14 protein-coding genes are annotated in these 20,204 nt (G+C 64.1%); 4 read left to right on the forward strand and 10 right to left on the reverse strand.

Translation table 11 applies throughout. The features are described 5' to 3' along the window. Positions 1–17 precede the first annotated feature (17 nt). From ACM62G_RS02845 to ACM62G_RS02870, 6 genes are all read right to left on the reverse strand, one after another. Complete coding sequence (locus ACM62G_RS02845) at positions 18–2,477, reverse strand: EAL domain-containing protein (RefSeq protein ID WP_273824139.1); 2,460 nt, start codon at positions 2,475–2,477, stop codon at positions 18–20. Positions 2,478–2,686: 209 nt separating this feature from the next. After that, the gene (locus ACM62G_RS02850; protein WP_416772421.1) at positions 2,687–4,486 is read right to left on the reverse strand and encodes an ABC transporter ATP-binding protein; all 1,800 of its coding nucleotides are present in this window, start codon (positions 4,484–4,486) and stop codon (positions 2,687–2,689) included. Next, entirely contained in the window at positions 4,479–5,081 is a 603-nt protein-coding gene (locus ACM62G_RS02855; RefSeq protein WP_192842784.1) for a DsbA family protein, read from the reverse strand. Before ACM62G_RS02855 ends, ACM62G_RS02850 begins: the two co-directional genes overlap by 8 nt. 36 nt (positions 5,082–5,117) lie before the next feature. Next, positions 5,118–6,056 (reverse strand): rhodanese-related sulfurtransferase, encoded by a 939-nt coding sequence (locus tag ACM62G_RS02860; protein ID WP_419736653.1) that lies wholly within the window; start codon positions 6,054–6,056, stop codon positions 5,118–5,120. A gap of 101 nt (positions 6,057–6,157) precedes the next feature. Continuing rightward, on the reverse strand, positions 6,158–6,454 hold the full coding sequence (locus ACM62G_RS02865) for a BolA family protein (RefSeq protein WP_054060549.1): 297 nt from the start codon (positions 6,452–6,454) through the stop codon (positions 6,158–6,160). Between the two features lie 12 nt (positions 6,455–6,466). Then, positions 6,467–6,988: a DUF2059 domain-containing protein gene (locus ACM62G_RS02870; protein WP_017906393.1), complete on the reverse strand. Its 522-nt coding sequence runs from the start codon at positions 6,986–6,988 to the stop codon at positions 6,467–6,469. Between the two features lie 195 nt (positions 6,989–7,183). On the opposite strand from ACM62G_RS02870, the gene ACM62G_RS02875 reads away from it, so the two are divergent. Further along, entirely contained in the window at positions 7,184–8,578 is a 1,395-nt protein-coding gene (locus ACM62G_RS02875) for a class II fumarate hydratase (protein ID WP_054060550.1), read from the forward strand. Positions 8,579–8,728: 150 nt separating this feature from the next. On the opposite strand, the gene ACM62G_RS02880 is transcribed toward ACM62G_RS02875, so the two are convergent. Further along, positions 8,729–9,691 carry a DMT family transporter gene (locus tag ACM62G_RS02880; protein ID WP_419736654.1) on the reverse strand — a complete coding sequence of 321 codons (963 nt, stop codon included), beginning with the start codon at positions 9,689–9,691 and terminating at the stop codon, positions 8,729–8,731. Between ACM62G_RS02880 and ACM62G_RS02885 the strand changes: the two genes are divergently transcribed. Both ACM62G_RS02885 and ACM62G_RS02890 read left to right on the forward strand, forming a co-directional pair. Then, positions 9,690–9,875, forward strand: coding sequence for a hypothetical protein (locus ACM62G_RS02885; RefSeq protein WP_416772414.1), 186 nt, complete (start codon positions 9,690–9,692; stop codon positions 9,873–9,875). The two genes, ACM62G_RS02880 and ACM62G_RS02885, sit on opposite strands and share 2 nt — an antisense overlap. Positions 9,876–9,901: 26 nt before the next feature. Beyond that, positions 9,902–10,105 (forward strand): DUF6316 family protein, encoded by a 204-nt coding sequence (locus ACM62G_RS02890; protein ID WP_017906389.1) that lies wholly within the window; start codon positions 9,902–9,904, stop codon positions 10,103–10,105. A gap of 76 nt (positions 10,106–10,181) precedes the next feature. On the opposite strand, the gene ACM62G_RS02895 is transcribed toward ACM62G_RS02890, so the two are convergent. Further along, positions 10,182–11,366 (reverse strand): thiolase family protein, encoded by a 1,185-nt coding sequence (locus ACM62G_RS02895; RefSeq protein ID WP_419736655.1) that lies wholly within the window; start codon positions 11,364–11,366, stop codon positions 10,182–10,184. 102 nt (positions 11,367–11,468) lie between these two features. After that, complete coding sequence (pap, locus tag ACM62G_RS02900) at positions 11,469–12,995, reverse strand: polyphosphate:AMP phosphotransferase (RefSeq protein ID WP_419736656.1); 1,527 nt, start codon at positions 12,993–12,995, stop codon at positions 11,469–11,471. A gap of 139 nt (positions 12,996–13,134) precedes the next feature. On the opposite strand from pap, the gene mnmC reads away from it, so the two are divergent. After that, positions 13,135–15,129, forward strand: a complete 1,995-nt coding sequence (gene mnmC / locus ACM62G_RS02905) for a bifunctional tRNA (5-methylaminomethyl-2-thiouridine)(34)-methyltransferase MnmD/FAD-dependent 5-carboxymethylaminomethyl-2-thiouridine(34) oxidoreductase MnmC (protein WP_419736657.1) — start codon at positions 13,135–13,137, stop codon at positions 15,127–15,129. Position 15,130: 1 nt separating this feature from the next. Here the strand turns inward: mnmC and ACM62G_RS02910 are convergent, their stop codons facing one another. After that, the gene (locus ACM62G_RS02910; RefSeq protein ID WP_419736658.1) at positions 15,131–19,963 is read right to left on the reverse strand and encodes an NEL-type E3 ubiquitin ligase domain-containing protein; all 4,833 of its coding nucleotides are present in this window, start codon (positions 19,961–19,963) and stop codon (positions 15,131–15,133) included. Between the last annotated feature and the right edge of the window lie 241 nt (positions 19,964–20,204).

Here is a 20,204-nt window from a genome sequence, read left to right on the forward strand (position 1 = left end):
GCCGATCTGGAAGGGTTTCAGCGGAAAGTGCCGGGCGCCTTGAACAACAGCGGACGAGTCCGGGCAGGGCGACGCAACAGACTGTCGCAGGTGAACAACTGCGGGCGTTCGATCACGTAGCCCTGGGCATAATCGACGCCGATCTCCAGCAGTGCCTGCTCGATCTGCGGCGTTTCGACAAACTCTGCAATCGTTCGCTTACCCATCACATGCCCGATGTGATTGATCACCTCGACCATGGCCCGGTTAATCGGGTCGTCCAGCATATCCTTTACAAAACTTCCATCGATCTTCAGGAAGTCTACAGGCAAATGTTTGAGATAGGCGAACGAAGACATACCGGCGCAGAAGTCATCCAGCGAGAAGTGACAACCCAAGCCCTTGAGCTCATTGATAAAACGAATCGCACTGCCGAGGTTGGAGATGGCGCTGGTCTCGGTGATCTCGAAACAGATCATCTGTGGCGAAATACCGTGCAACGCAAATTGTTCATGGAGGAACTCCAGGAACCCCTCGTCGCCGATGGTCGTGCCTGACAGATTGATCGCACACATGGCCATCGGCTCCGTATGCCCCTGGGCGCTGCAGTCGGCAACCACCTTGAACACGTTCTGCACGACCCAGCGATCCAGCTGGCTCATCAGGCCGTAACGTTCAGCGGCCGGAACAAAACTGTCGGGCAGGATCATGCGCCCGGCTTCATCGTGCAGGCGTAGCAGGATCTCTACATGACCACCTGCGGGATCGGTCTGACCAAGCGGGGAAATTTCCTGCGAATACAGACAAAAACGGTTCTCCTCAAGCGCCATGTGCAGGCGCTGGACCCAGGCCATTTCCCCGAATCGCAGGGACAGCTCGGAATCGTCGGCGTGATACACCTGAATCCGGTTACGACCCTTTTCCTTGGCCATGTAGCAGGCCATGTCCGCCGCCCGCAGCGAGGCTTCGAGGGTGGCGGGCATCTGGTGCAGGTGCACCAGGCCAATACTGACGGTGGTCACGAAAGGTCGGCCCTTCCAGACGAAGTGCAGGTTCTGTACGGTCTGACGCAGGTTTTCCGCAATTTTTTCAGCCGCGTCTGGCGGACAATTCTCAAGCAAGATTCCGAATTCATCCCCACCCAGTCGCGCCAGGGTATCGCCCTCGCGCAGGCCGGACTGCAGCAGCGCGCAGATATGCCGCAACAGCTCGTCGCCGGCCGCATGCCCGCAGGTGTCGTTGACCAGCTTGAACTGGTCCAGGTCGAGGAACATCAGCACATGCCGAGCCGGCTGGCGCGTCAGGTTGTGCAGGGCCTGCTCCAGCCGGTATTCGAACTCGCGACGGTTGGCCAGGCCGGTCAGGGCGTCATGGGTGGCCTGCCAGGACAAGTTGGCGATGTACTGCCGCTCCTGGGTCATGTCATGCAGCACCAGCACTGCGCCACTGACCTTGCCGGCATTGCGGATCGGCGCCCCGACCAGGGTCACCGACACCGTACTGCCATCGAGGCGCTGGATCAGCTTGGAATGCTCGCTGCCACCGCCCAGCCGCCCACCGAGAATATGCTCGATCAGCATGAAGCCTTCGTCCTGGGCATTCTCGTCGAGCAGGTTGAACAGCGCTCCCAGCGGCAAGCCATAGGCCTGCCCGGCCTTCCAGTGGGTCAGTTGCTCCGCAGCCGGGTTCATGTAGACGATGGCCCCCTCCACATCGGTGGTGATCACGCCGTCACCGATCGATTCCAGGGTGATCTGCGCCCGCTCCTTTTCCACCTGCAGTGCATCGGCAAAGGCATGGCGCTGGGCCAGCAGTTTGTGGGTACGCAGCAAGGCCAGGATGATCAGAACCAGGGCCGTCGTGACGTTGGTGACCAGCAGCAGGCGCAGAATCACCCGCGAGCCCTCACCCAGAGCATCGCTGAACGCCTTCGCCGCCGGGGTCACGCCGTCGTTGATGGCGAAGATATGGTTTTTCCAGCGCTTGATGTCGGCCGTCGTGGCCCTGTTGGCGGAAATGGCCTGATGCATCTGCCGGGCGACTTCATCCAGTTGCACCAGGTAGCTGTCGCCCACCGTCCACTTCTCGATCGCCCGCTCGAGGTAGCTGAAGTGGCGAAAATTCAGATACAGCCAGATGATGCTGGAGACATCATCGGGGTGGTTGCCGCCCTGCAGGATGCCCCGGCGTGCCGCCTCCAGGTCCGGGATCGGCGCATCCAGGGCGATACGCAACTCATGCCCGCCCTGGGGGACGGCAATAGCCTGCTGGTACTTGAGGAAAATCGCCTCGTCGCGGCTGTCGGCATACAAATTGAGGTAGTAGATGGCGTCCTTCTGGCCCTTGGACCAGAGACTCTCGCCCGCCACATAGCCACGCACCGCCGAAAGCACATAAAGACTGAGGCAGCCCAGCAGTGCCTGCAACAGGACGACGGCGATAAAAGGCCAGACGATGCCCAACAGCCGGGGCGTTCCGAGAGTCTGCTTGCGCTTCATGGGTACCCTTGCACCAGTGCCGCCGGATGAACAGCCGAGAGTTTTCGCCCCTGAAAGCACAGCCTAGGCTAATTTCGACAACCTCGGATGGATTGTTGATCAGCTGGCTACCTGTGCTTTTGGCCGGTTGCGCGACCCTACCGGGAAAACTCGTTTATTGTCATTAATTCAACCACCGGGCATGGAAAATCGAGTCAAACCCGAGGGCGTCAAATTTTCTGCAGGTGCCCGTAGAGCTTGGCGTACAGGCCCCCGTCGGCAATCAGTTGCTGGTGGTCGCCATCTTCGGCGATTCGCCCGCCATCGAAGACCAGCACCCGGTCCGCCTGTTTCACCGCCGACAACCGATGCGCAATGATCAGCGTGGTACGGCCGTTGAGAAAGCGGCCCAGGGCCTGGTGCAGGTTGTATTCGGTCGCGGCGTCCAGAGCCGAGGTGGCCTCGTCGAGAATCACCACCTTGGGCTCGGCCAGGACCATCCGCGCGATAGCCAGGCGCTGGCGCTGGCCGCCGGACAGGCGCACGCCGGAACGCCCGACGATGCTGTCCAGGCCCTGTGGCAGGCCGCGAATGGTGCTCTCCAGCTGGGCGATCTCCAGCGCCTGCCAGCAGGCTTCGTCACTGCGCTCGCGGCCCATGGTCAGGTTGGCACGCACCGTATCATTGAACAGGGCCGGGTGCTGCAGCACCACGGCGACATGCTCGCGCACGGTTTCCAGGCCGATCTCGGCCTGGGTCGAACCACCGAAGCGGATGGTTCCGGACTGCGGCACGTAGAGCCCGAGAAGCAGTTGCACCAGGGTGCTCTTGCCGCCACCGCTGGCACCGACGATCGCCACCTTCTCGCCGGGCGCGATGGACAGGTCGAGCTGGTCGAGAACCGGCTCCTCGGTGTAGGCGAAGCTCAGTCCACGCACCTCGATGCCCACCGTTTCGCGCCCGACGAAGGGATCGACACCCCCCGGGTACGCCGGCTCGTCGGCCCGTGCCAGCAACTCGTTGATCCGCGTCAGCGCACCGCCGGCGGCGTAGTAGGCGTACTGCAGGTTCAGCAACTGCTCCACCGGACCGATCATGAACCACAGGTAGCTGAAGACCGCGAGCATCTGGCCGATCGACAGGTCCGAGAACAGCACGGTCAGCATGGCCGCGGCACGGAAGATGTCGATGCCGAACTGGAACAGCAGGCCACTGGCCCGCCCCGAGGCATCGCTTTTCCACTGCGAGGCCACGGCATAATCGCGCACCTCACGAGCCCGCTGTCCGAGACGGCCGAGGAAAAATCCCTGGCGATTGCCGGCGCGGACTTCCTGGATGGCCTCAAGGGTTTCCGTCAGCGCCTGGGTGAAGCGCGAGGTGCTGTCGTTCTCCAGTTTCTTCAGGTGTTTGACCCGCTTGCCCAACTGCACCGTGAAATAGATCACCAGCGGGTTGAACAGCAGGATCAGCAAGGCCAGCTTCCAGTGCATCCACACCAGGATGGCGGAGGTGCCGAGCAGCGTCAGCATCGCCACCAGGAAACGGCTGAGGGTTTCCCCGACGAACTTGTCGAGGGTGTCCAGGTCGGTGACCAGGTGAGTGGTCACCGTGCCGCTGCCGAGGCTTTCATACTCGCCGAGGGAGATCCGCTTCAGGCGCTCGATCAGGCGGATACGGATGCGATAGACGATGTCCTTGGCCAGGCCGGCGAACAACCGCGCCTGCAGGACGTTGAACAGCAGCGCGGCACAACGCAGGCACAGGGTCGCCAGCAACATCAGGCCGATGTAGCCGACGGCGGTCTGCCAGGGGCCGGGCAGCAGGTGATTCATCACCTGCAGTGCCGCGTCGCCGTGCTTGAGCAGGACCTCGTCCACCAGCAGTGGCAACAGCAACGGGATGGGCACGCTGCACAAGGTCGCCAACACGGCGACCGAGTTGGCGATCCACAGGGCCTTGCGGTGTTGCAGTGCCAGACGGCGAATCTCCGCCCAGCTCAGGCGGTCCTGCGCCGATGCCGCGTCAGGCACAGGCCGCGCGCTCCAGCCAACGGCCGAGCAGCGGCGACAACTCGGAAAGCGGCTGGTAGCCATTGGTCAGCAGGGCCAGTTGGCCATTGCGTTCGGCCAGCATCGTCGGGAAACCGGCGATACCCAGGTCCTGGACCCAGGTGAAATCGGCTGCGGTGGCCGCATGCTGCTCGGCGGTATCGAAAGCGCCGGCGAACTCGATGCGCGGCAGTCCGGCCTTTTCCGCCAGTTCCACCAGTACCGAGGCCTGCGTGACGTCACGCCCCTCGACATAGAAGGCCCGCTGGATCAGCCCCACCAGCGCCCACGCGCAGTCCGGCGCCAGGCTGCGGGCGGTGATCACTGCCCGGCAGGCCGGCTCGGTGTCGTAGACGAAACCGTCCGGCAGGGCCCCGTCGAGCGTGAACGGCTGGCCGGTGGTCTCGGTGACCGCCTGCCAGTGCTCGAGAATGTAGCGCCGGGTATTGGGCTCCAGCGCGGCACCGCTGCCAGTGCGCAGGCCGCCCATCACCAGGTGCAGTTCTACCCCGGCTTCCTGCGCCTGCCTGACCAGCGCCTCGGCCACCGGGGCGAAACCCCAGCACCAGGAGCACATCGGATCCATCACATAGAGCAGGCGCGCGGACATGGTTCAGGCCTCGGAAGCTTGACGGTAGTTATAGCCGATCGGGTGCGGTTGGTTGCGCGCCTTGGCCAGTTCGATCTGCTTCTGCCGGTCGATGGCACTGCGACGGGTCTTCTCGCTCAAGGTGTTCCAGCAATGCGGGCAACTGATGCCGGGCACATAGTGCTCCGAGGCGCGATCCTCGACGCTGACTGGGGTACGGCAGGCGTGGCACTGGTCGTAGTCGCCCTCACTCAGGTCGTGCCGCACGGTCACGCGGTTATCGAAGACGAAACAGTCACCGCGCCACTGGCTTTGTTCCTGAGGCACCTCTTCGAGGTACTTGAGGATGCCACCCTTGAGGTGGTACACCTCCTCGAAACCCTCGCCGAGCATGTAGCTCGAGGCCTTTTCACAACGAATGCCGCCGGTGCAGAACATTGCGACCTTCTTGTGCCTGGCCGGATCGAAGTTGGCCTTGATGTAGTCGGGGAACTCGCGGAAGCTGGTGGTCTTGGGATCGATGGCGCCTTCGAAGGTGCCGATCGACACCTCGTAGTCGTTGCGGGTATCGATCAGCAGCACTTCCGGATCGGCGATCAGGGCGTTCCAGTCCTGTGGCTCGATATAGGTACCGACCCTTTTGTTCGGGTCCACGCCTTCGACGCCGAGGGTGACGATTTCCTTCTTCAGCTTGACCTTGGTCCGATAGAACGGCTGCTCGTCACAGTAGGACTCCTTGTGATCCAGGTCCACCATGCGCGGGTCGTTCTTCAACCAGGCCAGCAGGCCGTCGATGCCTTCGCGGCTGCCGGAAACGGTGCCGTTGATGCCTTCTTCGGCGATCAGCAGCGTGCCCTTGATACCGTTGGCGAGCATCGCCTGCAGCAGCGGTTCGCGCAGGGCGACGTAATCTTCGAGGGTGACGAACTTGTACAGTGCCGCCACGACGACAGGTTGAGTCATGGGTATTTCTCTCCAGGTGGCTGCCCTCGCAAAGGGCGAACCGGATGCAAAAAAAACGCGCCGACGAAGCGGCGCGTTGCGGATTCTAACAAAAGGCGAGCCTAGTGTCCTCCGCCGGCGCAGGTCGGCGACGCCGGTGCCACGCCGATTTTTGCCCACTCCTCGGGGGTGTAGGTATGCAGGGCCAACGCATGGAACTGCCCCATCAGGTCACCCAGGGTGGCGTAGACCTTCTGGTGGCGCTTGACGCTGTTCAACCCGGCGAACTGCTCGCTGACCAGCACCGCCTTGAAGTGGGTCTCGGTCCCGCGACTGTGCATGTGGCTTTCATCCAGCACCTGCAGGTGCTCGGGGTGCAACGCGCCCAGGGCGGTCTCGATACGTTGTTGCATGCTCATCCCGGGCCCCGCTTACTTCTTCTTGGCCGGTGCGGCAGGCTTGGCCGGCGCCAGCTCGTTGGTCATGTCTTCCAGCAGCTTGTTGACCACCGGTACCGCGCTCTCCAGCTTGGCCTGGGTCATCTGGGCCGATTGCTGGGTCAGTTGCGGCATTTTCTCCAGGACTTTCTTGCCCAGCGGCGACTGGTAGAAGGCCACCAGGTCCTTGAGCTCCGACTCACTGAAGTTGCTGGTGTACAGCTTGACCATGTCGGGCTTGAGCTTGTCCCAGCCGATCGCCTGGTCCAGGGCGGCGTTGGCCTTGGCCTGGTAGGTGTCGAGCAGCGGCTTTTTCGAGTCCGGCGCCTGGGTCTGGGCAAAGCGCTGGGCGAACATCTGCTGCACTTGTGCGTAGACCGGGGTTCCGAGCTTGTCGGCGTGGGCCAGCGTCAGGAAAGCTTCGGCACTGGCGTTGTGGCTGGCGGTATCGGCGAAAACCTGGCCGCTGGCACATACCAGAGCAACCGCGGTACAGATGGCACGAAGACGGGTCATCGAGTTTCCTTTCTAGCAGGCGAGGTAAAACCCCAAGAACGCTCATTCTGCGCCTAACAAAGTGTGTCACTCAACCCCGACACCGATTGTGACAGTTTCCAGCGTCCCTGCTCCGGCAAAACCTGTATGGGGAACCTGGCCGGCAGATCACGGCCTAAACTTTACCAATCAGCCATTTAAGGAAGAGCGTGTCCGATGAGCCGTATCGAAACCGACAGTCTTGGCCAGGTGAATGTCCCGGAAGAAGCCTACTGGGGTGCACAGACCCAGCGCTCGCTGATCAACTTCGCCATTGGCAGCGAAAAGATGCCGCTGGCGGTGATGCACGCCCTGGCCCTGATCAAGAAGGCCGCGGCGCGGGTCAACGACCGTAACGGCGACCTGCCCGCCGACATCGCCCGACTGATCGAACAGGCGGCCGACGAAGTGCTCGCCGGCGAGCACGACAACCAGTTCCCGCTGGCGGTCTGGCAGACCGGCAGCGGCACCCAGAGCAACATGAACGCCAACGAGGTCATCGCCGGACGCGCCAACGAACTGGCCGGCAAGGGCCGTGGCGGCAAGTCGCCAGTGCACCCGAACGACCACGTCAACCGCTCGCAAAGCTCCAACGACTGCTTCCCCACCGCCATGCACATTGCCGCCGTCCAGGCGGTGCACCGGCAGTTGCTGCCGGCGATCGCCGAACTGTCCGGCGGCCTGGCCGAACTGGCGGCGCGGCACATGAAGCTGGTCAAGACCGGGCGCACCCACATGATGGACGCGACGCCGATCACCTTCGGCCAGGAGGTTTCCGCCTACATCGCCCAGCTCGACTACGCCGAACGGGCGATTCGCGCGGCCTTGCCGGCCGTCTGCGAACTGGCCCAGGGCGGTACGGCGGTGGGCACCGGGCTCAACGCGCCCCATGGTTTCTCCGAAGCGATCGCCGCGGAAATCGCCGCCCTCGCCGGCCTGCCCTTCGTCAGCGCACCGAACAAGTTCGCCGCGCTGGCCGGCCATGAACCGCTGACCAGCCTGTCCGGGGCACTGAAGACCCTGGCCGTGGCCCTGATGAAAATCGCCAACGACCTGCGCCTGCTCGGCTCCGGGCCCCGCGCCGGGTTCGCCGAGGTCAAGTTGCCGGCCAATGAACCGGGCAGTTCGATCATGCCCGGCAAGGTCAACCCGACCCAGTGCGAAGCGCTGTCGATGCTCGCCTGCCAGGTCCTGGGCAATGACGTGACCATCGGTTTCGCCGCCAGCCAGGGCCACCTGCAGTTGAACGTGTACAAGCCGGTGATCATTCACAACCTGCTGCAGTCGATTCAGTTGCTGGCGGACGGCTGCAGCAACTTCCAGGCCCACTGCATCGCCGGGCTGGAACCCGACCCGCAACAGATGGCTGCGCACCTGGAGCGTGGGCTGATGCTGGTCACCGCGCTGAACCCGCATATCGGCTACGACAAGGCGGCGGAAATCGCCAAGAAGGCCTATGCCGAGAACCTCACCCTGCGCGAGTCGGCGCTGGAGCTGGGCTACCTCACCGACGAAGAGTTCGACGCCTGGGTCCGCCCCGAAAACATGCTGGAGGCAGGCAAGAACGGCTGACCCGGCTCTGCCGCCGGCAAGCCCGGCGCATAACCTTTAGGTACCGGCTTGCTGGCGACCGGCCAACGGCGGCCATCCAGCACCTGCTGTGCTGTCGACAAGACCGCCATCGCCAGCAAGCCGGCGCCCTCGGCCTGCGGGGGTCACCGGCTACGAGGTGGACAACCCCCTGGCCCGTCGCGCCTTGAGCCCGGCAATCAGTGATGGCCCCAGGGCCACCAGCGCCGAACCGAGCACCACCAGCAATGCCCCGCCGTAACCCAGGCCATTGATGTCCTCGGCGTGCACGTAGTCCGGCCAGATCCAGGCGGCCAGGGCCACCGAGCCGAACGTGATCAGCGGCGTGATCGCCAGCGTCGCGCTGACCCGTGAAGCCTCCCAGTGCGCCAGCGCCTCGGCAAAGGCCCCATAGGCCACCAGCGTATTCAGGCAGCAGCCCAACAGCAGCCAGCCCTGCAACGGGCTCAGTTGCAGGATTTGCGCCGGATGCGCCCAGGGTGTCAGCAACAAGGCACAGCACAGGTAGATCACCATCATCACCTGCAAGGAGTTCCACGCCGTCAGCAGTTGCTTCTGGCTCAGGGCATAGAAGGTCCAGACCGTGGACGCCAGCAACACCAGCAGCACCCCGGCGGTGTAATTGCCCAGGGACGTCAACAACTCCTCCAGGCGCTGGTTGAAGAACAGCCCAAAGCCGATCAGCAGCACCGCCAGACCGATCCCCTGCCCCAGGCTGAAACGCTCCTTGAACACGAACAGGCTGGCGATCAGCAGGAAGATCGGCCCCATCTGCACCACCAGTTGCGCGGTGCCGGGGCTCAACAGACTGAGCCCCATCAGGTACAGGACATAGTTGCCCACCAGCCCGAACACCGCCAGCAGCACCAGCCAGCCGCCCCGTGGCCCCAGGGCGCGCCAGTTCGGCAGCCGTTTGCTGGCCGCCAGGTAGAAGAACAGAAAACCGCCGGAAACCATCAGCCGGCACCAGGTCACGCTGACCGGGTCCATCACCTGCAACACCTGCTTGAGCTTGATCGGCAGGATGCCCCAGAGCACGGCGGTGAGCAGGGCAAGAAACAATCCGTAGCCCCAACGGCCGGATGAAATGTGCATGGACAGTCCCGTGGAGCGATGGATTCGTGTCGCCATTCTAAGCGGCTCAGGCGCATTCCCACAGCCATCCACGCCGATTGAAAACGACATCGAGCAACGTCAGAACGGCGCCAACCACTTGACTTCTGCCGTTGATCGTTCGATCGAGCATCCTATCTGCAGAAGATTTATGCTGATTATCTGACACCATCCCTAGCGGAGTTTTTCTCCATGTTCGGCAAACGCGCCCAGGACAGCACCGAGGCCGTGCACTTTCGCAGCGACCGCGTCAGTGCGATCAATGGCCTGTACTTTTTCAGCACCCGCGAGAATACCCTGGAAGGGCCGTTTTTCAGCCGGACCGATGCGGAGCGCGGCAGCCAGCTCTACATCAAGCGCATGCAACTGGCGCAGGATATCCAGGACTTCCTCTGAGCTCGCAGATCCTGTGGGAGGTTCGAGGGCCGGGAGGGCAAGCCTTGCTCCCACCCCGGAATTTCCCCCAGAACCGTCAGCGTACAGCCTCGAACAGCCCCGTGGCGCCCATCCCGCCGCCCACGCACATGGTCACGATGCCATAGCGCAGGTTACGCCGCTGCAGCTCGCGCACCAGGTGCCCGACCTGGCGTGAACCGGTCATGCCGAACGGGTGGCCGATGGAAATCGAACCGCCATTGACGTTGTACTTCGCATTGTCGATCTCCAGCCGGTCGCGGCTGTACAGGCACTGCGAGGCAAAGGCTTCGTTGAGTTCCCACAGGTCGATATCCGCCACGGTCAGCCCCTTGGCCTTGAGTAACCTGGGGACCGAGAACACCGGGCCGATGCCCATTTCGTCCGGCTCGCAGCCGGCCACGGTGAAGCCGCGGAAGAACGCCTTGGGCTTGAGCCCCAGGGCCAGGGCCCGCTCCAGGCTCATGACCAGGGTCATCGAGGCGCCATCGGACAGTTGCGACGAGTTGCCCGCGGTCACCGAACCGTCCTCGGCGAACACCGGCTTCAGGCCGGCCAGGCTCTCCAGGGTGGTGTCCGGCCGGTTGCAGTCGTCCCGGTCGACCACGCCCTGTACCTGCTGGATCTGCCCGCTGGCCTTGTCCTCGACGGCATAGGTCACCGCCATCGGCACGATCTCGTCGACGAACAGCCCGGCGGCCTGGGCCGCTGCGGTGCGCTGCTGGCTCTGCAGGGCATAGAGGTCCTGCTGCTCGCGGCTGACCTGATAGCGCCGGGCGACGATTTCCGCGGTCTGTCCCATCGGGAAGTAGAGGCCCGGCACCTGCTCCTTGAGCAACGGGTTGATCAGGTTGTCGGTATTGACGCTCTTGAGGGTCAGGCTGATGGACTCGACGCCCCCGGCGACGATGATGTCGCTGCAGCCGGAAGCGATCTGGTTGGCGGCAATGGCGATCGCCTGCAGGCCCGAGGAACAGAAACGGTTGAGGGTCATGCCCGCCGTACCGGTCCCCAGTTGCGACAACACCGCCACGTTGCGGCCGATGTTGTAGCCCTGGGCGCCTTCGTTGGAGCCGGCGCCGACGATGCAGTCCTCGACACTCGCCGGGTCGATGCCGTTGCGCGCCAGCAGCGCATTGACGCAATGGGCGGCCATGGCGTCGGGCCGGGTCTGGTTGAACTTGCCGCGAAACGACTTGGCCAGGCCGGTACGCACGCTATCGACGATCACCACTTCACGCATGGGACACCTCATTGTCATTGTCGGTCCAGGAAAGCCTGAGCATAGGCTCGACTGATCCGGGACCGCGACAATCATTCATTCGGCGTATGCGCCACCATCGACCTACTTCGTCTTGCGGTCCTTCTTGCCCTTCTTGTCATGCTTGTCACGCTGGGCGAAGGCGTCCTCGATCGCCTGGTTGATCGTACGCAGCACCTTGACCCGTGCCCAACGCTTGTCGTTGGCCTCCACCAGGGTCCAGGGCGAAATCTCGGTACTGGTGCGATCGACCATGTCGCCCACCGCAGTGCGGTAGAGGTCCCACTTGTCGCGGTTGCGCCAGTCGTCCTCGGTGATCTTGAAACGCTTGAAGGGAATATCCTCGCGCTGCTGGAAACGCTCCAGCTGGGTCTGCTTGTCGATCGCCAGCCAGAACTTGACCACGATGATCCCGGCATCGCTCAACTGTTCCTCGAAATCGTTGATCTCGCCATAGGCGCGCATCCAGTCGTCGGTGCTGCAAAAGCCCTCGACCCGCTCCACCAGCACCCGGCCGTACCAGGAACGGTCGAACACGGTGAACTTGCCGCGCGCCGGGATCTGCCGCCAGAAGCGCCACAGGTACGGCTGGGCACGCTCGTCCTCGCTGGGCGCGGCAATCGGCACGATGCTGTACTGACGCGGGTCGAGCGCCGCGGCCAGACGACGGATCGCCCCGCCCTTGCCTGCCGCGTCGTTGCCTTCGAACACCGCGACCAGGGCATGCCGGCGCATGCGCTTGTCGCGCATCAGGCCCGACAGCCGCGCCTGTTCGGTGATCAGTTGTTCCTCGTAGTCGGCCTTGTCCAGTGCCAGGCTCATGTCCAGGCTGTCGAGCAGGCTCATCTGGTCGACGCCCGACGGCAGCGGCGCGGTATTCGGCACGGACGGGGTCCGGGCTCTCTTCAGCGCCGCCTGCAGGCCTTCGAGCAGGATCTTGCCCACGGTCAGGCTGCGGTAATGCGGGTCGGCGCCCTCGATCACATGCCAGGGCGCGTAGTCGCGGCTGGTGCGGCGCAACACCCGCTCGCCGAAATGCACGAAGGTGTCGTAGGTCTCCGATTGCTGCCAGTCCAGCGGGCTGATCCGCCAGCTGTGCAGCGGGTCGTCCTTGAGGGCCTTGAGCCGGGCCTTCATCTGCTTCTTGGACAGGTGGAACCAGAACTTGAAGATCAGCGCCCCTTCATCGCAGAGCATCTTCTCCAGGCGCTCGGCCCCGGCGATCGCCTGGTCGAGCACCGCGTCCTTGAACAGGCCGTGCACCCGGCCCTGCAGCATCTGGCTGTACCAGTTGCCGAAGAACACCCCCATCCGCCCCTTGGCCGGCAGCATGCGCCAGTAGCGCCAGGCCGGTGGGTGGGCCAGTTCCTCGTCGCTCTGCTGGTCGAAGGTGCGCACCTCGATCAGGCGCGGGTCCATCCATTCGTTGAGCAGCTTGACCGTCTCGCCCTTGCCGGCGCCCTCGATGCCGTTGATCAGCACGATCACCGGGAAACGCTTCTGCTGCTGCAATTCGAACTGGGCTTCGAGCAGGGCTTCGCGCAGGGCGGGCACTTCGGCTTCGAAGGTTTCCTTATCAATGGCGTGACCGATTTCAGCGGATTCGAACATGGGTGGCTCCTTCCAGAATTGCCCAAGATTAACGGATCGGACCGCACGGTGGGCGGCGAAATCCCCGACATTTGTCGTGGATCAATCCGACCCGGACCAATCGGCTAGAATGGCCGACTGTTTGCCGATGAGTTGCTCCATGAACCGCGTACCGCCACACGCCCAGCTCGACTGGGACGACCAGGGACGACCCCGCTCCCGGGTGTTCGATGATGTGTACTTTTCCGACGACTCGGGCCTGGAAGAGACCCGTTATGTCTTCATCGAGCAGAACCGCCTGCAGGAACGCTTCCAGGCCCTGCCGCCGGGTGGCCGGCTGGTGATCGGCGAGACCGGTTTCGGCACCGGGTTGAATTTTCTCTGCGCCTGGCAGTTGTTCGAGCAATGCGCACCGCAGGATGCACGGCTGCATTTCGTCAGCGTGGAAAAATATCCCCTGAGCCACGCCGACCTGCAACGCGCCCTGGCGCTGTGGCCGGAACTGGCGAGCTTCGCCACCGCCCTGCTTGAACAATACGTGGCGATCCACCCGGGTTTCCAGCGCCTGCTGCTGGACAACGGCCGGGTCAGCCTGACCCTGCTGGTCGGTGATGCGCTGGAACAGTTGCCGCAACTGGACGCCCGGGTCGACGCCTGGTTCCTCGACGGTTTCGCGCCATCGAAGAACCCCGAGATGTGGAGCCCCGAGCTGTTCGCCGAACTGGCGCGACTGGCCGCTCCCGGCTCGACCATCAGCACCTTCACCAGCACCGGCTGGGTCCGCCGCTCGCTGAACGCGGCCGGCTTCAGGATGAAACGCACGCCGGGCATCGGCCACAAGTGGGAAATCCTGCGCGGCGAGTTCCTCGGCTGGCCGGAGGACGCGGCCAGGCCGGCGCCGGTGCGGCCCTGGTTCGCCTACCCCGAGCAGTGGGTCAAGGAGCGCCGGGCCCTGGTGATCGGCGGCGGCCTGGCCGGTTGCGCCAGCGCCGCCAGCCTGGCCGCCCGCGGCTGGCAGGTGACCCTGCTGGAGCGTCGCGAAGCCCTCGCCCGGGAGGCCTCGGGCAACCCGCAAGGCGTGCTTTACCTCAAGCTGTCGGCCCACGGCACCGCCCTGTCGCAACTGATCCTCAGCGGCTTCGGGCATACCCGGCGCCTGCTCGAACGACTGCACAAGGGCCTCGACTGGGACGGTTGCGGCGTCCTGCAACTGGCCTTCGACGAGAAGGAAGCCGGCCGCCAGGCGCAACTGGCCGCGGCATTCAGCCCCGCCCTGCTGCACGTGCTGGATCGTCCGGCGGCCGAGGCGCAAGCCGGTATCGCCCTGGAGCATGGCGGGCTGTTCTTCCCCGAGGGCGGCTGGGTGCATCCGCCGGCCCTGTGCGGCTGGCAAGCCAGCCACCCGAACATCGAGGTACGCCCCCACAGCGACGCCGTCGAACTGCGCCGGGGCGACGATCAGTGGCAGGCCTGGAACGCCGACACCCTGCTGGGCAGTGCGCCGGTGGTCATCCTCGCCGTCGCCGCCGACATCAAACGCTTCGCGGCGACGGCGCCACTGCCGCTCAAGCGCATTCGCGGGCAGATCACCCGCCTGGCCCAGACCACCGGCAGCAGCACCCTGCGCACCGTGGTCTGTGCCGAAGGTTATGTCGCCCCGGCACGCCTGGGCGAACATACCCTGGGGGCCAGCTTCGCGTTCAACAGCGAGGACCTGATCCCGACCACGGCGGAACACCTCGGCAACCTGGAGCTGTTGCGGGAGATTTCCCCCGATCTGGCCGAACGCCTGCAGGTGGCCGCGCAAGACCCCGAGCAGTTGCAAGGCCGCGCGGCCTATCGCTGCACCAGCCCGGACTACCTGCCGATCATCGGCCCGCTGGCCGACGCCGGGCGATTCGCCGAAACCTATGCGGTGCTGGCCAAGGATGCCCGCCAGATACCGCCGCAGGCCTGCCCCTGGCTGGAGGGCCTGTACGTCAACAGCGGTCACGGCTCACGCGGCCTGATCACCGCGCCGCTGTCGGGCGAACTGCTCGCCGCCTGGCTGGAAAACGAGCCGCTGCCACTGCCCCGCGCCGTCGCCGAAGCCTGCCACCCGAACCGCTTCGCCTGGCGCGAGCTGACCCGCGGCAAGGCGCGAACCGGCCACTGAATCAACTGCCCGGTGCAGGCGCGGGATGCTCGTACATTTCCTGGCGGGTCAGGCTGGTGAGAAACATCTGCTCCTCGGCCCTGTGGCTGTCCATCAAGGCCTCCAGGTGCCGGAAGTAACGCTCGCTGTGCATGGTGGGAGACTCCCTGAGCAGTTGTTCCTCCTGATCGTGGAAGGGCTGGTTGAACCGGGAAAAATCCCGCGGGTATTTCTTTTTCAGATAATCGATCCAGAAATCGCGCCCGGCGATGAAGGTCGTCAGGCTCGGCGTCTGCTCGGCCTGCAGGATACGTGCATGCGCTGCCTGGATCTGCTCCTCGGTGACATGGGCGATGGACCTGAACAGCATTTCCCTCGGCTGCCCGGGCACGTGCATCAGGCGCGCCAGGCCAATCCGGTAGGCCAGGTTCACTTCGATTTCATCGACCGCGCTCGACGACGGCACCTCCGGGTTTTCCGCCAGTGCCCGGACATGACTCCGCGCGATGGCATCGATCTGCTCCAGCCGGAACAGGCCCCGTGCCAACTTCAGCAACTGCACCGGTTCATCGCCCTCTATCGCCAGTGCCCGTGCCTTGGCCAGCAATACGCGAACCTCCAGATGGCTGAAACTCTGCGCCGCACTGTCGACGCAGGTCAGCGGATTGGCCGCCAGGTCGAACAATTCCCGGCGCAGCCCACCGTCCTCACCCGCTGCCTCCAATACCTCCCAGACCCGCCGTGTCAGGTCGCTACGGGTCTTCAGGTAGTCCGCGCTGCCGCCCAGGCGCCCCAGCAGATCGAACAGTTCCTGGCTGCCCGGTTCATGCCACAGGCCCTGCCAGAGTGATTGCAGCTGGGCACGCCGCTCCCCCTCGACATCCGCCAGCCAACGCAGGCGCGAACTGTATTCGTCGAGTGCCAGTTCCGACTCCGGTATGCCAAAGGTGATGCCGGTGCGCAAACGATAGGCGGCCAGCGGACTCTGGTTGGCGGGCCCCAGCGGATTATGACGCAGGATGATGCGCCGAGTGATCGGCGACGGCGCATCGTAGAGTTCGGCGGGCAATTGCTGAATCAGGTTGCCACGCAAGTCCGCCGCGGACAGACTGGTACGGGTCAACAGCCCTTCCGGCAGGTGGTCGATACCGGTACCGCGCAAAAACAGCCGGCGCAGGTGCGGCATTCGCACGACATCCAGGCGGCCGACATCGGAGTTGCCGTTCAGGTTGAGCACTTCCAGTTGTTGCAGGTTGGACAGCTGGATGGCCGCGTCCCGGTCGAGCATGATGCGGTTATCCTGCAGATGCAATTCGCGAAGTTCGCCCATGTCGGCAATCGCCGCCGGCAGGCTGCGCAGCCGGTTATTGGCCATGTCCAACTTGCGCAGCTTGGGGAACAGCCGGAGAAAACCGGCCGGAATCATATTCAGGTCCATGCTCTTGAGGGACAGTTCGGTGACATGCTCGAAACCGATCGACTCCGGCAGGTCCGGCAGGCTGACCACCCGCAACCCCTCCAGGCTCAGGCCATAGCCGATCGCCGCACCGCTGTCGTCATAGGTTCTGGGGGTTTGCCGGCGCCAGCAACGCTCGAGAATCTGTGAGGCCTGCATGCGGCCTTCCTGCATGCCTCCGAGCCAGATGGACTGCCCCCGTTGCTCGAAAGACCGGCCATACCAACTGTTCAATAACGAGCGCAACAGTTCCAACTCCAGTTCCAGCGAGCGAATCCGGTTGCGCACCAGTGCCGAATCGTCACCCAACTGCAACATGAAGGCGCGAACCTCCGCCTCGCATAAATCGGGATACAGACGGGTCACCCGCCGCAACCCGCGACGAGTCGTCTCAATCCCGCCACGCCGGGTGCGTGAACAACCGGAGCGGTCCATCCGGCGCCAGGGTGCCGGCTCATGCTCAGCTTTTCGCGCTGCCAGGCCCAGCGTCGCCTCCAGTTCCTGACGAGGACGCGTCATGGCCGTGCTGAGCAACAGCTTATGCAGTTGGGCCTCCTCCTCCAGCCTCATGCCCATTGCCATGCGTTCACTGACGCTCAACGAGCCCAGCAGGGCCGCGCTCAAGGCGTCGTTGCCGGTCGCCCGTTGCCCGAGCGCACTGCCGCTCGCGTCGAAGGCCTGGTAGCCCTCTTCGGTCCTGACGAAAATCCGCCGTCTGGGCAGCCCGACGTTGCCCAACTCGGCCAGCAACGGGCCGCTGGCGGCGTCCTGGCGTAATTCGATCCGCAGATCGAGCGGCCATCCCAGCATCTTCTCGAGCACGGGCAACTGCAGCCTGGCGGTATCGGGATTCACGGTCGACTGCAAGAAGCCGCCTTCCAGGGCCCGATCGACCCGAACCTCGCGGGCGGCGTCGGTGAGGTCCTCGACCAGTTGCAGGGGCAGGCGCGAATCGACCAGCAGGCGATCCTTCACACTGACACTGGATTGCTCGGCCACCTCGCGCAGTACGGCACTCGGCAACTCGGGGAAGCGTTGGCGCACACTTTCCGGCAACCCATCGGCCAACAGCCAGCGCAGCCGGTAGACCCGCTCGAACAAGGCATGACGATGCGTAAGCACATGCTGCTGCAACGCACGTTCGAGCCCAGGCAGCTCCTCGCCAGGTTCCACCGGCTCGCCGAGCAGGGCCTGCCTGTGCGCAGGATCAAGCACGTCGATCAGTGCCTGCAGGCCGCTCGCCTCCAGATCCCTGGCCGCCACCTTGAGTGGCCTTGGCTGCGAGGTCAGGTCGACGCCGTACTCATACAGCGGCTTGTCCGCGGCATCCAGCAGCAGGATCGTGCGCCCCCGGGGCCAGCCCGGCAGGTCCGGCAGGATCTGCAGCTTCAGGTCCAGCAGGCGTCGCGCCGGCGGGGCATCGGCAGCATCGGCCAGCCAGCCGAGTTCGCGGTCCAGGCGAAAACGCCGGATCGAGTCGAGCACCGTCGCCGGGATTTGCGCCCTGTTCATGTGCAGACGATGCAACAGCGGCGCATCAAGACGGTGGATCGACAGAATCCGCTCGATGTCTACATCATCCAGCCAGGCGGCCTCGGGCCCCAGGCGGCGCAACAGGTAGGCCGGATCCTCCCAGCCAGGGGGCCATTCATGGGCCAGGCGCCAGGCCCCCGCGCCATTGTGTTCCAGCAGCGGTTCGTAGGCCGACGGGCGACTGCGATGGCGCAGGCGCCAGGCATCAGCGGCCTCGTCCCGATAGGCCCGATAAGGGCGGCCGGCGATATCCAGGTAACGATGCCCGTCATCGCTGACCTCCGGGTAGAAGCCCTGCGTGTCCGGGTCCTGCCGGGCGAGCAAGGGCTCGTCATGGGCATAGGGTTCCAGGCTGGGCTGCCAGAGCCGGTAGCGCCCATCGTCCGAGCGCACCGGCACCAGCTCATCGAAGAACGCCGACTCCTGGCGAAACAGGCCCTTGACCAGCTTGCCACCCACCTGCAGGGTCGCGCCCAGGGCAATCATCGTCGCGAGATCCTCGGCCACCGCCATCATATGGGTGATAGCCTGGTCATGATCACCACGCTGCCAGTCCTGGTAGCCCTCGTAGACTTCCGCCAGCATTTCCCCGACCGCCACCCCCATCATCAGCAGCCCCAGCCAGGGGTTGGCGAAGGAGGCCAGGTTCAGCAGGGTCATGCCCAGCCCCAGGCGGGCCTGGTAACGGGCGTTGCGGGCGTCCTGGTCGACATCCTCGGTCGGCACGGCAACCGCCCGGGCATCGTCCTGCAAGCGCTGCAATTGCTGTCGATGGAGCAGGGAAAACAGCTCGTCGTTCGACGGCAGCAAGCGCAACTTCAGGTCGGCCTGCCGATTGAGCAAGGCCTTGGCGCTCAGGGTTTCCCGGCTCAGGCTGCGACGCAACGCGGCAAGAAACGCCGGCAGATCGCGCTGCTCGACCAGACGACTGAAGAATGCCTCGTAGGACGGCTGCCACAGGCGCTCGCACAACTCGGCGCGAAAATCTTCGAGCGAGGGGTAGAACCTGAATCGGCTGAGCGGATCGTTGGGGATGTGAACCAGCAACCCGCGATCCCCATCCGACGGCCCCGTGTGCAGGGTGAACAGACGTACGCGCGACAGCGTCACGCCCAGCATCTGCAATTCGTTGGCCTGTATCCGCGCCCCATCGGCGGCAACGCTGACGTTCGATTCGATCAACCGGCAAAGCTGCGTATGGGCACTCTCGTCCAGTTCCTTTTTCATCAAGGCGATGGTGGCATCCACCAGCATGTCCGCCTTGGCCTGCTGCTGCATGGCGAACTCGATCCTGGCACCGTCAGCGTCCACTTCCTGCCCGGCTTCGAGTGGCAGATGCAAGACCCTGCACAAGTGCTGCTGATAACGTCCACCGAGGTCCAGTTCGCGTACCTGATCGATGAAGGCCTGTGGCGTGAACTCCGGCCTGGCGCTGCCGGAGAAGCGCAGGTACGTTTGCGGTGGAAACTGCTCATCCGCGGCGAAGTTCTGCAGCGCGGCATCCAGCAGGCCGTGCTGGGTGAAGGTCATCGGAAAGACAACGGGGGCACCAAGGGGAGACGGAAATTCGGGCCAGCGATCGGCGACGACCAGCATGTCCTTGTGCAGGTCCAGCCCCGCTCCGAATCGCTCCTGCAGCCTCTGTGCGAGCAACGGCTCACAGAACGCCCGGACCGGCTTCAGCTCCCTGAGCCAGACCGACACATCATCCTTGAACAATTGGCTGCGGCTCATGTACTCGCGCAGTTGTACGATCCTTTCCGGGCGGGCCAGCAACAACCAGTCGGGGGCATTGGCCCGGATCACCTCCTCGTTTTCACTGAACTCGTCCAGCCCGGGTGGCACCGGCAGTTTAACGGCTGACATTTCAACACTCCTTTTATCCATGAGCCTTGAAGGTATCAATCACGGCGTCCTGGAAAATCTCAAAAACCTGTTGCATATCAGCCTGTTGCATCAGGAATTCAGGGCTTTCGCATAACCCGCTGGCACCCTTGTGCGCGAGTGCCCATGGCCACGTCCTCACGCTTGGCCCGCTGTTCGGCGGATCGCTTATAACGGATTGATATAAAACTCCCCCGTCCTCAGCGAGTCAGTTTCAGAGTGA

The sequence above is a fragment of the Pseudomonas sp. COR18 genome (assembly GCF_048568395.1).
Classification (GTDB): Bacteria; Pseudomonadota; Gammaproteobacteria; order Pseudomonadales; family Pseudomonadaceae; genus Aquipseudomonas; species Aquipseudomonas fuscovaginae_B.